At 45.0% G+C, this 13627-nt stretch carries 12 protein-coding genes; 2 read left to right on the top strand and 10 right to left on the bottom strand.

Going from position 1 to position 13627, the window contains the following annotated elements:
- Positions 1-241: 241 nt before the first annotated feature.
- The 4 genes from galU to FQV26_RS04620 all read right to left on the bottom strand — a co-directional run bounded on the left by galU (position 242) and on the right by FQV26_RS04620 (position 4448).
- Entirely contained in the window at positions 242-1123 is an 882-nt protein-coding gene (gene galU / locus FQV26_RS04635) for a UTP--glucose-1-phosphate uridylyltransferase GalU (protein ID WP_146556194.1), read from the bottom strand.
- A 412-nt stretch (positions 1124-1535) separates the two neighbouring features.
- Positions 1536-2729 carry a cation:proton antiporter gene (locus tag FQV26_RS04630; RefSeq protein ID WP_146556193.1) on the bottom strand — a complete coding sequence of 398 codons (1194 nt, stop codon included), beginning with the start codon at positions 2727-2729 and terminating at the stop codon, positions 1536-1538.
- Between the two features lie 199 nt (positions 2730-2928).
- Entirely contained in the window at positions 2929-3711 is a 783-nt protein-coding gene (locus tag FQV26_RS04625; protein WP_146556192.1) for a class I SAM-dependent methyltransferase, read from the bottom strand.
- A gap of 371 nt (positions 3712-4082) precedes the next feature.
- A complete protein-coding gene (locus FQV26_RS04620; protein ID WP_146556191.1) occupies positions 4083-4448 on the bottom strand; it encodes a helix-turn-helix domain-containing protein in 366 nt (121 codons plus the stop codon).
- Positions 4449-4644: 196 nt separating this feature from the next.
- Here FQV26_RS04620 and FQV26_RS04615 point away from each other — a divergent pair, with 196 nt between their 5' ends.
- The gene (locus FQV26_RS04615; RefSeq protein ID WP_146556190.1) at positions 4645-5424 is read left to right on the top strand and encodes an SGNH/GDSL hydrolase family protein; all 780 of its coding nucleotides are present in this window, start codon (positions 4645-4647) and stop codon (positions 5422-5424) included.
- A gap of 67 nt (positions 5425-5491) precedes the next feature.
- Here FQV26_RS04615 and FQV26_RS04610 read toward each other — a convergent pair whose 3' ends face one another.
- Both FQV26_RS04610 and FQV26_RS04605 read right to left on the bottom strand, forming a co-directional pair.
- Positions 5492-6523 (bottom strand): N(5)-(carboxyethyl)ornithine synthase, encoded by a 1032-nt coding sequence (locus tag FQV26_RS04610; RefSeq protein ID WP_146556189.1) that lies wholly within the window; start codon positions 6521-6523, stop codon positions 5492-5494.
- A 455-nt stretch (positions 6524-6978) separates the two neighbouring features.
- Positions 6979-7362, bottom strand: a complete 384-nt coding sequence (locus tag FQV26_RS04605) for a VOC family protein (protein WP_146556188.1) — start codon at positions 7360-7362, stop codon at positions 6979-6981.
- Between the two features lie 173 nt (positions 7363-7535).
- Between FQV26_RS04605 and FQV26_RS04600 the strand changes: the two genes are divergently transcribed.
- Positions 7536-9152: an aryl-sulfate sulfotransferase gene (locus tag FQV26_RS04600; RefSeq protein WP_186759623.1), complete on the top strand. Its 1617-nt coding sequence runs from the start codon at positions 7536-7538 to the stop codon at positions 9150-9152.
- Between the two features lie 130 nt (positions 9153-9282).
- Here FQV26_RS04600 and FQV26_RS04595 read toward each other — a convergent pair whose 3' ends face one another.
- The 4 genes from FQV26_RS04595 to FQV26_RS04580 all read right to left on the bottom strand — a co-directional run bounded on the left by FQV26_RS04595 (position 9283) and on the right by FQV26_RS04580 (position 13561).
- Positions 9283-10236 carry a hypothetical protein gene (locus FQV26_RS04595; protein WP_146556186.1) on the bottom strand — a complete coding sequence of 318 codons (954 nt, stop codon included), beginning with the start codon at positions 10234-10236 and terminating at the stop codon, positions 9283-9285.
- Between the two features lie 114 nt (positions 10237-10350).
- The gene (locus FQV26_RS04590) at positions 10351-11343 is read right to left on the bottom strand and encodes a lipid II:glycine glycyltransferase FemX (RefSeq protein ID WP_186759621.1); all 993 of its coding nucleotides are present in this window, start codon (positions 11341-11343) and stop codon (positions 10351-10353) included.
- Between the two features lie 90 nt (positions 11344-11433).
- Entirely contained in the window at positions 11434-12438 is a 1005-nt protein-coding gene (locus FQV26_RS04585; RefSeq protein ID WP_146556184.1) for a GNAT family N-acetyltransferase, read from the bottom strand.
- Positions 12439-12619: 181 nt separating this feature from the next.
- A complete protein-coding gene (locus FQV26_RS04580; RefSeq protein WP_146556183.1) occupies positions 12620-13561 on the bottom strand; it encodes an acetamidase/formamidase family protein in 942 nt (313 codons plus the stop codon).
- Positions 13562-13627 lie beyond the last annotated feature (66 nt).

Raw genomic sequence — 13627 nt, 5'->3', positions numbered from 1 at the left:
GTATTCTTCCCCTTAACAAGCTCTAATTATTTTTAGCTATAATTAAAATAGAAAGCTCAAAGCGACCAGACGAAGGACAATCCCTCTGCTTGTGCAGCGAATTCATTTTAACTAAAAACGATTTCCCGAGTCCGACTTTGTCTAGTGTATCATTATTTACCCATGCTGATAAACTGCTGCGAATTGAAAAAGCCGCTTCGCCAAGTTGGCTGAAGCGGTTCGGTCTTTTCAAATTATGCACTTATTTTTCGTTAATATACGATTCCTTTAATTTATCCTCAAACAGCTTTAATAACCGGTCTCTCAACTCAGGGCGCTTCAAAGCAAATTCGATGGTCGTCTCGATAAATCCAAATTTCTCGCCTACGTCAAAACGATGTCCATCAAACTCGTAAGCATACACCGACTGAACTTCATTCAGCATTTGAATCGCATCCGTCAACTGTATTTCGCCGCCCGCGCCAAGTTGATGCTGGCCTAAAAAGTCGAAAATTTCAGGAGTCAAGATGTAACGGCCCATAATGGCATAATTGGAAGGTGCTGTACCCGCTGCCGGTTTTTCGACAAATTTATCGACTTTGATCAATTTACCGTCGATTGAGACCGGATCGATGATGCCATAGCGATGTGTTTCCTCTTCCGGTACCTGTTGAACACCAATTACACTCTTGCCCGTCAACTCATTTTGCTTCATCAATTGGGCCAAACACGGTTCGTCGTTTTCCACAATGTCATCGCCAAGCAAAACAGCGAACGGCTCGTTGCCGATAAAACGGCGGGCAGACCAGATAGCATGACCAAGACCGAGCGGTTCTTTTTGACGGATATAATGGATTTCCACATTGGAGGTCTCAAGGACGGAATCCAGCATATCGATTTTGCCTTTTTTAAACAAAGTGTCTTCCAATTCAAAGGCATGATCGAAATGGTCCTCGATGGCTCGTTTACCTTTGCCTGTCACGATGATAATGTCTTCAATTCCGGAGGCGATCGCTTCCTCCACTATGTATTGGATCGTTGGCTTATCGACAATTGGCAGCATTTCTTTTGGCATAGCTTTTGTCGCTGGCAGAAATCGAGTTCCAAGACCCGCAGCGGGAATTATCGCTTTTTTAACTTGCATCTCTTCACCTTCTCATTCCTATTTTCTGTGTGTCTATTGTTTAATAATAACATTTTTTTAGAGAAAAGCTAATTGTTGGAAACCTTCTAATATGATTTACAAAAACTGCTGTTTGTAGCCAGTATATATCAAAATAAAATATTTAACACAGTTCTATTAACAGGAAATTAAAATTTCAAGCAAACTTCTATTAAGAAGCTGCGATCCTATTCTGCATTTCCTTTCCATTACCGTCGTTGCGGTCTCTGCTTTTATTGCACTGAACATCAATGCAATGTTATTTCAACTAGGCTCAAGGCTATTATTTTAATAAATCGTTGCTGCCTGAAAAGATCGAAGAATTATATATAAAAGCTTAACTTGACCGCCCCTGCTGGAAGTTCGACTTCCAAACAGGGGCGGTTTTGTGGTTTTAATTGCTGTTCAACATTTTTGATAAAGGATGAATTCCAAGGCTTTGGATGATTAAGGAAAGGATGACAACGGAAAAAGTGATGGATATCAACTCGTCCGCCACACTTCCCTCTGCCAAGGTTCCAAGTTGCAGCAATAGGAACACCGACATCGAGCCGCGGATGCCGGACCAGGAGATGAGCAGCGACTTTTTCCAAATCGCTTCGTGTTTTCGTCCAGCCAGTGCTTTAAATGTCCCGCCGACAATAAAGAATCGGATAGCGATGCTAGCAAATAAAATTATCAACGCGAAAATCCAATTGCTCCATTCCAGATGTTCTGTCGCTTCAATGCCGATCAGCAAAAACAGCAACGATAACAGCGATGGTTCCACCACGCTCCAAAATCCGGACAGCGATTCGCGGTAATGATCTTCTTTATTGGCATGGGAAAATTCCCAAGACAGCATGATGCCGGCAGATACAGTCGCCAAAACCCCTGAAAAGCCGAAACTCTCAGCTAACTGGAAAGCGCCATAAGCCAGTATGATGCTCAACATGACTTGATAATCTCGGTGATGCGTAATATGTACAGCCTTGCTCAACAGCCAGCCGACCGCGACGCCAAGCGCCACCCCGCCTGCCGAAACGTAAATGAATTCCCCAATAATGGACAACACATCGAGTGAGTTCGATTCAAGATACATGCCCGACAGAACCGTAAATAAGACGATACTGGTTCCGTCATTGATCATCGATTCACCGTCGACAATATCTGCGATGCTTTTGTCAGGAGATGATTTTTTCAAAATGGATACAACCGATGCTGGATCGGTCGGTGCCAAAATCGCTGCAATCACCAATGCACCTGCGAGCGAAACGGAAAAGAACCAGCCACTGAGCCAGTAGATCGCAAGCCCGACAAGCGCAATTGTCAACCCAAGCCCCGCTGTACTCAACAATCCGATGATGCCGGCATTTTTCCGCAAAGCCGCTGTTGAAAACTGATAGGCCGATACAAATAACAGGCCTGGCAGGAAGACGTCATAAATCAGCGTTTCTGTCACTTCCACATCACTGAAATAAGGAATAAATGACAAACCAATGCCGATCAGCACAAGCACGACCGGCACAGGAAAGTTCTCTTGTTTTTTATCAATCGTGAACACCAAATAGCCGATGCACAATAAAACCGTCGCCACTGCTGCCGACATTCCTATCTCCTCCAATATGTAACTTTCTGCAACTTACCTATTTCCCTTTCCCCCTCTTTTTCAAACGATAATGGATATGGAGGCTTTATGTATATTTGTCGAGCAGCAATAACTCCGTAAAAAAGCAGCCGGAACATCCACCGGCTGCTGGCCTTAAAGATGTGAAGAAACTCCGGGATACCTGCAAAAAAACTGAGAACTAATTCTCTTTGTCCATTTTTTTGCCGAGCACTTGAATCCGTTTATAGTCGGCAGTCCAATTTCCGTCCTTGTATAATTGATTGCGCAGATTGGTTTCAACTCGCTTCTTGATGGCGGTTATTTCATTTTCAGAAATGCCCTCAAAGAAAAGAGCGCCAAACATACTCATCCAATTTGACAAGCCCTGCTCACCTTTCAATAATGTCGGACGATCATAATGCTGGGCAAAGAGAACATGGAATCCAGCGTTTTCCATCAATGCTGTATATTCGCCGATACTCGGAAAATACCAAGGAAACTGCTGTTTCGTAAACTCGAATCCCGCTTGCTTTATTTGTTCGATCATCTCGTCCGTGATCGTCTGCACATTTCCTATGCCGCCGAAATCGGCGACAAAGCGGCCGCCTGTTTTCAAACTTTCATAAACAGAATCCAGGGCTTTCTCAGGTTCTTTGATCCAGTGAAGAACCGCATTTGAAAACACGGCATCAAATTCTTCGTGGAAATCCAGTGCCGTGGCGTCCCCTATCTGAAAGGAAACTTCTGGGTATTTTTGATTGGCTTGCCGAATCATATCCATGGAGCTGTCGATACCGACCACTTCTACTCCCGCATCCGCCAACTGCTTGGCTAAATCGCCTGTACCGCAACCCAAGTCAAGAATCTTTTCACCTTTTTGGAATTCCAGTAATTCTATTAATTCATTTCCGTACTTTGAAACAAACGAATGGCTCGTGTCGTATAAATCCGCATTCCACTGCTGCTGCGCTGCTTTTTCCATGCCGATCTCTCCCTTGGATCTATTTTAAGTAATTTTATCCGCTCAGAAACGAGAAGTCGAGAAGCAGCAGAATGCTATTGAGCTGATTGCTGCTATAAAGGAGGGTCTGCGAAGAATAAACATTGATTTCCGGGTGATTCCGCGGATTTTTTCCAGTTAATTGGATATACTGTCTGAATGTCGATAAATACTGTCCAATCAGGTCGAAATACTATCTAAAAATCGATAAATACTGTCCAAACTAAGCATAATACTATCCATAGGGCTCGGCAGGCTCAAAAGAAGGAATGATTTTATTCCCCGAAAGACTTTACTGACCATAAAGCAAAAAACGGACATCCATAAGTTCATTGGATGCCCACCTGTCTTTATTATTTTGCTGCCTGCTTTTGCGCGCCTTCTTCTTTCAGCCGGCGTTTGACTTGCAGATAAGAAGTGACTTCCGCCAGTTCTTCTTCGTTAATCGGCTGATCATCCACCACCAGCTTGACTGAAGCCAGATCAGGAATTTGCTGAAGATCGAGTACATTAGATGCCTGCTCCCGCTCCAGTAAAAAGTCGACGGACACTTTATAATAATCGGCCAGCAATTCCAGATGAGAAACACTTACTTGCTTTTTGCCGCTTTCATAGCCCCAAATCACCGTTTTCGCAAAGCCTAAAGCCAAGGCCAAATCATCGACGCTCAACTGATTTTCTTCTCTTAAACTCTTTAACTTATTCCCAATCTGCTTCATATGCAGCGCCTCCTTTATTTCCATGACCGTTATACAATTGTTATATTATTCCCCACATCGGTGCTTTGAAACCGGGTATATAGCCAGGGAAGTGCTTTTGAGTCTGAATACTCACAAAATAACTGAAATTTTAGATAAATTAACTCAATTTTATGGTAATATGGTATTAATTTAAAAATGAAAGGTAGGTATTACGATGCTAAAAAAATTAATCTACATACTATGTATAGCCCTTATTTTTATTGTCATCGCTGGAGAAAGAAATTTAAAAACCATCGAAATTGCAGAACCAACCGCTTTACTGCCTGAAACGGAGGAGATTCAAATTGCCGCAGCCGAAGTGCCGGTGCCTGCCAATTTTTCAAAGAAGCTTGCAGCGGGAGAATCCCTCACCATTGTGTTTCTTGGTGATTATGTCACGTCTCCTGAATCGCTTCCTGACGGCAATCCGAATCACGTAAACTTGTTGGACAAGTGGTTTGCAGACAAATATCCCGGCCAAGTGAAACTGGTCAATGCCGGTATGAACGCCAATACCATCTCCCATATAAAAGACCGGATAGCAAGCGATGTCTTGAGTCACTCTCCTGATCTGGTGGTGATTTCTGCTGGGCTGAATGACGCGCTTGGCGGTTGGAAGATACCAGTTGAAGAGTATGCTAAAAACTATCAATTGATTGTGGAGGAAATTACGGCTTCTGGAGAAACAGAAGTGCTGATCCGAACACCCAACCCGACAACCTCCGTCGATCAAAACATTAAAATGCTGGCCTATATGCAAGCCAGCCGTGAACTAGCGGCTCAAGAAGAGCTTCATTTTTTTGATTTTTATCAGGTGATGGCTGATGATATTCACGCCAAGAACATTTCACAAAGCAAGCTGATGCAAAATTCCATGCATCCGAATACAATGGGACAGGCTTACCTGTTTGATAAATTTAAAGTGTATTTCACAACGGAACTGTTCAAGCAGTAAATCCTTCCATAAAAAGAGTCTCCTCTCGTGAAATCCATGATTTCATAAGAAGAGACTCTTTATTTTATTACTTCACCAATAGGTTTCTGGCTTCTCTGAACTCTTTGATGTGGTGGTCGATGATGTGGCCGTTTTCGATGACCACGGAATTGCGGATCATGTCGGTCCAGTTGCCTTCGACAAAGTTATCGACCATTGGCGAGAATCCTTCGCTCAGCACTTTCGTAACGGTGTGCGGGAACATCGCCGGCGTGTTGTCCACCGTGTAATGGATGATGCCATCCACTGTATAGACGGGATCATCAATGGTCGACGGACGGGAGGTCTCGATTTCCATGTTCGGGTCACAGCTGACATCGATAATCATCGCGCCTTTTTTCAAACGCTTCAGGTCTTCTTTGTAAATGATGCGGTCGGTGCGTGTTGTGTCCCACATGACGCAATTGACGAGAACATCGTAATTATTCATATTTTTGATAAAAAGAGATTCCAGTTTGCGGCCGTAGACATCGACATCGGCGCCCAAGCCGTGAAGAATGCGCAACGCCCCTTTGGTCGTGTGGCCATTTCCAAGAACCGCTACTTTTGTTTCGTACGGCATTTTGCCGCAATATTGGTAAGCTTGAAGAATCGCAGCCTCCCCTGCCACTTCCCGGTTGCGATAGAAGATATAGCGGCCATCTTCGAACATTTCCTCCCAAGCAACCACTGTGTGGTCCCCTGCTAAAACTGAATCTGTAAATTCAATGTCCTGAACCGCGTGCGCCCAGCCGATCAATAGTTTGCCTGGCGTCAATTGGCCAAAATAATCCGCATTGCCCAATTTCACGTCAACGATGGCGTCACATTCGAGCACTCGTTCACGCGATACGAATTGAGCACCGGATACTTCGTACTCCGCATCCGAATAGCCGAGTGCCTCGCCGTAACCGATTTCAAAATACAGCTGCTCAATGTTCTTAATGGTCGGCATGTCCTTCGGCAAAAGCGCTCTCCGTTTTTCATTGTTTTTATGACTGATGACAAATCCTATTGTAAAAATAATAAAACCCCCAATTGATGAAATTCTGTTAAATCCCGGTCGGCTGATAATTGACATTTCATACAGAATCGACCGGACAAATCTCATAAATTGTCGAGTGAGTTAATATATTAATATCGTTTCCGTATAGCAGACCTATTCTGCATCATACCATATATCGGAAACATTATAAGTATTTTGTAACACGGATTTTAAATAAAGGCGATAGGCGTTCACATTCACGAGTAAGCACTTGCAAGGGTGCGGCAATTGAAGATTTGAGCTTCTAAAGAGGTGCACTTTTATTGCTGTTAGCCAGGTCTTCTCGGAATGGATTGTATATCAGCATTATTTCTAAAATAGCACTTAACCTCTCACAGTTAAATGGATATACAGTCCGAGATAACTAGAATACAGTCCAAACTGGAGCAAATACCCTCCAAACTCGGCTTAATACGATCCGAACCGCGCTGGATGCCCAAAACATGGAAAGCGCAGGCCAGCGCTTTCCGCTTTTTTATTGGGCATCTGTCTTAAATTTGGCTTAATCCGCAGAAAGCGCCGGCCGGGTATTCGATGATGGCATAGCTGCCGGAAGTGACGGGTCCTTCCGGTTCGCGGTGTATGATGCCGCCGCGTTGTTGGCACATTTCCAAGCTTTGCTTCAAGTCGGTGACGGCAAAATAGACAATCCAAAGCTGTGGAAGGCCTTCATTGGGTCCGGCTTGATGGCAAATGCCTGCAGCGGGGTTGCCGTCTGGGGTATTCATCATGTAATCGTCATAATCCCCCATCCGAAAATCGCTGTGCTGCCAGCCGATGATTTCCTTGTAGAAATCACGGACGGTTTCTGCATGATGGACGGTTAAATCTGCTGAAATAATCGAGCCCGGCTGTACCTTGTTTTCTTCTGCCATTTGAAACACTCCTTTTTGTTGGGTTCCCCAATCATTCGCCATGCAGAGCAAAAACCCTTTTAATTCCATCATTTAAAATAACAAAAATCCATCATTAAATTGAAATTACCATCGTTTTTATGGTAAAGTTACTAAGGTTTATTGATTATCAACAATTAATGGAGGATTACATAATGAAACAAAATATTGGGTTGCCTGTTATGCTGCTAATTGTTACTGCTTTTCTTTCCAGCTGCAGCGATGAACTGAAAATCAAAGATCACGGAGAAATAGATGTCCCGGTACAGGAGCTGGCATATCTGGATACGCGGGTGAGTGCTGCCAACTCTGCCTATGAAAAAAAAGCTGTTGAGCAGCTGCAGCAGGAACTGGATGACTTGAAAGAAGAAGAAAACCATTCGGTCGATGAACCGCTTGCGGTGATCAATCCGTTCGGCACCAATACAACGGGCCTTTACCTTTATTTCAACTCAGCTGATGCCGGCAAGTTGACCTACACGATTTCTGCAGAAGGCACGGCTGATTTCAAGCGTACCGCCAAAGACGCAAATGCCGAAGCAGCACTGGCGGAGTATCAGCTAATTGGACTTGTGTCGGGCAAGGAAAACACCGTGTCGGTGACTTATACGAATGAAGAAGGCACACGCGCGGATGAGTATTCATTTAAAGTGACGGCACCGGAAACCACTTCCGGCTACCCGATCGCCATGGAACAAACGGCAGCATCCGGCAATACGGAACTCGCTGACGGCTTGTTCGTGCTAATGGGCGTCAACAATTACAATGGCTATACCTTCCTGTTTGATAACGACGGCACTTTGCGCGCGGAAATCATTTCAGAAGATTACCGCATGGACCGGATGGTGGCTTATGAAGATTCAATGGTTTTCACCACCACCGATCAAAAGCTCGCCCGCATGAACCCGCTCGGAAAAATCACCGATACGTATGAACTTAACGGATATGTCATGCACCATGACTTTGTCATCAACGACGAGGGCCAGGTTCTGGCATTGGTATCTGACTCAGCGAAAGATACCGTCGAAGACATGGTGATGAGCATTGACTTGAACACCGGCGAACAAAAGCTGCTTATTGATTTCACTGAATTGCTGAATGGCTATAAGCAAACGACGAAGCCTGTGGAAATGGACGGCAAAAGCGTCTGGGATTGGCTTCACTTCAACTCCATCGATTTGGTTGGCAACTCGCTGTTTCTGAGTGCGCGTGAAAACTCGACCATCATCAAAGTCGATAATATTTATACACAGCCGACCATCAATTACTTGATCGGCATCCAGGACGTCTGGGCTGGCACTGAAGGCGAAAATCTGCGTCTTCAGAAATCCAGCGAATTTCCGAGCCAGGCCGGCCAGCATTCCGTCACGTATGCAGCCGACGACAGCTTGCCGGAAGGCCAATATTACCTGTATATGTACAATAACAATTACTGGTGGTACGAAAGCCGTCCGGATTACACTGGCGCGGTCATCCGTGAAACCAGCCAGACTTTTGAAGCGAACGACCAAGACCGCTCCAAGTTCACCAAATACCTGGTAGACGAAAATAACCGCAGCTACGACCTGGTCCAAGAATTCGACGTTCCGTATTCTTCCATCGTCAGCAACGCCCAATTGACCGGCGACTCCATCGTCGTCAACAGCGGAATGGCCAAAACTTTGGAAGAATACAGTCTTGAAGGCGACTTGCTGGCACAGTTCAACTACGAAGCCAGCCTATTGTCTTACCGGGCATTCAAAGAAACATTCAACGGTTATTGGTTTGAGTGAAGAATGGAATAAAAGTTTGAAACAAGCAACGCTGAGATGTGAATAAGTGACACTGCAGTTGCTTAAAATACACTAAAAACGCTCTGAAAACCTGTCAGGTTTTCAAAGCGTTTTTAGTGTATCGTTCTTTCTAATCCAATTGCTTTTTCACCATTTCCACAAGATATGCCATGTCTTCAATTCCGTAGCGCTGGTCGCACGGCAAGGGAAGAATGTTCGCCGCGTATTGGTATTCAATGCTTTCTTCCGGACATTCATCGAGTACATTAGGCCACAGCAGCGGAATGTAGATTTTCTGTTCGGCAAGCAGGTTTCTGACGGGTATGCCATCCTCCACCAATAAAGGATAAGCGAACGCGCCTTCCGGCATAGTCAGCTTCAGTGGATTGGCTTCATCAAACTGCTTTTCCAAATAAGCATAGTTTTCATTTCGAATCCGGCCGGCTTTTTCGTAATCGACGGCCCCCATCAGATTGTGCGTCAATTTCGACATCGTCCGCAGCGGCACCTCGCCTAGGATATCATTGCTGTTGCGAAAATCAGCATAATATTCACTCGCCGTGCCTTCGTAGCGCCCCAGAATATGCGCCATGCGATCTTTAGAAATGTCCTGCTCGATCGTTTCGTGGAGCACCGCATCGGTCGCCAAATAAGAACCGTCCGGCACGCCGAAGAATTTGCGGCAGGAATAGATCGTATCAATGCCTTCCAGCGGCTTTTGGAAAAAAGCCTGACTGTGATCCAAAATCAGTTGACCGTAATGCTTCTGCAGCGCCAGCGTCTTTTCCTGTGTAAATTGCCCGTATAAATTAACGATATACAAGTATTCCCCCTGCTCCAGCTCTTTATCAAAAATTGGCTGAAACTCTTGGTCTACATGATAATATTCAAATTCGTAACCGTGATGCCGCAGCAAAATGCTGACCGAGTCGCATAAATAATAAGGAATATACAATTTTTTTATTTTGCGCGCTTTCAATAAATAAAGCAAGGCATTGCTGCCACTGTTTAGAGCCAGCAAATCGCTGTAAAACTCCTTGCTGACCAAGTCTTCCATGCCAAAATATCCACCGATTTCCTTCATATCAGCCCTCCTCCAAGCGTTCGAACCCCAGCTGTAAGCGGCTGACCGCATCTTAATTGTTGTTGACCGTACCTTATGGCCTTCGGACCGCACCTCACCTTGCACATACGTCCGCTAGCCTCGGTACAATGGGAAATACCCTGGATATTGAATGCCTTCACTTTGGCGTTTTGCTTCGACCAATTGATCATAAGCCTGCTGATTAAGGATTCGTTTTCCCATCAATAGCTGCAGCGGCTCGGTTTTGGTGAAGTTGCGCTTGAAACGGTAAAGATTTTCATCGCTGCCGGCACCGCCCAAATGCAATTGCTTCTTGCCATGCTCCACTGCCCATCGGCAGGCTTCATATATAACCAGGCTATTGCCCGCTAAGGAATAAAATTCAGGATCGTTTGCCGCCAAATGGTAATGAAGATAATCGCCATGGTGAATCATTAACGAAGACGAAATATAGCGCCCTTCATGCTTAGCGGAAATCAGAAATTGCTTGCCTTTGAATTTTTCGAATGAACTGCGCAGTGATTCTTCCGAAAACAAGTAGTATGGCGCGATTTGATTTTTTTGTACAGTCAGCATATACAAGCGGTGAAATTCGCACACGCTCTCTCCGGTATAATCGATTTCAATTTCCACATTATTTTTCCAAGCTTTTCGCACTTGTCTGCGGGTAACGGAAGCGAATTGTTCCATGAAAAAGTCCTCACCCGTCAAATCGATATACAGCGTATGGCCATTGTCGCGGAATTCATAAAGCTGCTCGAAATCTTGCCGATTCTTCAGCCAAGGATTAAACCGGACATATTCCGTGACGATTCGATGTTCATCGCAGTATTTCTGAAACTCTTTGTCAAAATGCTCCACCAGCTGCTGTTTTTTCTCAGGCTCAACCGACAAGATGATCGGTCCGCTGAAACCATAAGGCGTGATTGCATCATAATAAGTCGGACCTTCCATTTGGACAGGTATGGGCCGGACGATGAATTGATAAAACACATGCCCCCACTCATGCTTCACCTCAAAATAATGCACCTTGCCGTCTTGTTCCTTTGTCTCAAAAAACTTGCCCCATTCAGGCAAAAAATAAATGTCTGGCACTGAAGTTACCATCATTTCCCTCCTTTTATTGTATTTTATTTGATTGTTTTTTCCTTACCTTATTCAACCTGCTGTTATTCCACTAAAAGCCTCTTGCATTTATTATCCGTTCGTCACTTTGGATTCGCAGTTGCGATAAGCCGGGAACTGATCGGTATCCATCGGTGCAGCGACAACTTGGCACAGCCTGCCATACACTTCCGGATTCCAGATTTTCCGGCCATTAAAATACTCAAATTCTTCATTGCGTCCAAATTTTTTCTTAAAAAGATACAGCTTGTCGTCCGGCTCACCAGTCCGGCCGCCTCCGTGATGAATCAATTGCTTGCCCTGCTCTTTCCCCCACAGTACGAGGGCATACTGCAGAACGTAAGCTGGTGCCAACTGATGATATTCCTTCAGCGTACCCGTAAGATGAACGTGGATATAATCGCCGCAAACAAAATTCAGGCTCATGCCGATAATGCTGCCCTGATAAGTCACTTCGACAACTACTAAGTAATTGCCAAGCCAATCGATGCAGTTCTGAAAGTATTCATCATCAAAATAATAAACTGCATCAGCGCTATTGCGCTGCATAGTGGACGTGTACAATTCCTTGAAGTTCTTCAGGTTTTCCGGATGGTCGATAACGCGAAATTCTACACCAGCTTTTAAGGCATGCCGTATGTCCCTTCTGCAGGAAGCCGAATATTCTGTAAGTATGGGATCAGCCGAATTTGCCAGATCGGTCTGGATGGTATGGCGCTTGAAAATGAGTTCGTAGCACGTGCTGAAATCCAAATGGTTCTTCAGAATCGGGTGAAAACGGACAAACTCGGAAACAATGCCATTTTCCAGGCAATATTCTCCAAATTCCTGCTGGAAAACAGCCACCAACTCCTCTTTGTCTTCTGGTTTCCCCGAAACGATGTGCGGACCGCCGTATCCGTAAGGCGTCATCAGATCATAGAAGACTCGATCATCCAGCTTCATCGGAATTTCACGCTTGATGAATAAATGCCGTACTGTCCCCAATGCATGATTCAGGATAAATTCCTCGCATTTGCCATTTTCAATTTTTTCATACAAACGCCCATAATCTTTTTCAAAGTAAATGTCTTTCATCCAGAGGACCTCTTCCTTAATCAGAATGTTATAGTAATTTATTACATTATTCTAATTACTTATGAACCTGCTACTATTTTATCACCCTATTCATTAAGAATACAGATAATTGAGATAACTTATGTAAGTTTTTTTTGAAATAGGAAAAAGAACGCTGCCTGTTTGGACAGCGTTCCTTCCTTTATTCCTTTTCTTGAAAAACCGCGAGCGGCAGTAAAGCACTGACCACATATTGACCAGCGTCGACGATCTCAGAGATTTTCAGGTCGACGCACAAGCTGCACAATAAGTAGGCATCTTTCGGCTCAAGGCCATAATTTTCGGAAATGTGATCCACCATGGCGCGGATGGCGTCGCGTGCGCCTTCCATCAAGTCAGGCCCCACGCCGGTTGTGCCGTAGAATCCTTTGTGATCAACTTTTGGCGTCAGCGCTCCGGCAGTCTGGAATTGCGGGGCCGGAATTGATTTCCCTTTAATGAGGCGGAATTTCAGGGATACTTGCATCGGGCATTCGAGTGCTGTTACACAGACTTCCCCATCACCTTGTGCAGCATGGGCATCTCCACAACTGAACATGGCACCCTTCACCTGCACCGGCAAGTAGAGTTTTGTACCAATGGTCAGTTGCCGCGTATCCATATTGCCGCCAAAAGTTCCGGGCGGCATGATGGCTTGGCCTTCTGCATTTGCTGGGCCTACACCCATAGTCCCAAGAAATGGGGTGATTGGTACTTTGATATTTTCGCTAAAATGAATAGATTCACCATCGCTCAAATCAAAGGTTCGTAAATAGGCATCCGAAAATTCTTCCGGCAACAGGCCGAGTCCCGGCAGAATCGCCATCCATCCCCAGGTGCCGGGCGTTAAATCGAGGATTTCCACTTCCAGCGTGTCTCCTGGTTCTGCGCCTCGGATTTCTACCGGCCCTGCGAGCGGGTACACTTTCGCCCAGTCAAGTGTAGCAATATCTTCTGTGGTGGAATCTTTATTGAATTGATCGTCCGCCACTTCCCTTGTAGAGAAATCCACCTGATCCCCGCTGTCGATTGTCAGCACCGGCTGCGGGTCCTTATCCCAAGTGTAATGTACGCGCTCTTCCGGAAACTTATGTGTGTTTGCCACTTGTCATCACCTTTTCCTCTTGTTTTCAGAGTAGAAACAACGATATTTTTCCAGTTAAATGGATAT

It is taken from the genome of Planococcus sp. CPCC 101016, assembly GCF_007859295.1.
GTDB lineage: Bacteria > Bacillota > Bacilli > Bacillales_A > Planococcaceae > Planococcus.
Note: the sequence above shows the minus strand (reverse complement) of the source record. Positions and strands in the feature narration are given on the sequence as shown.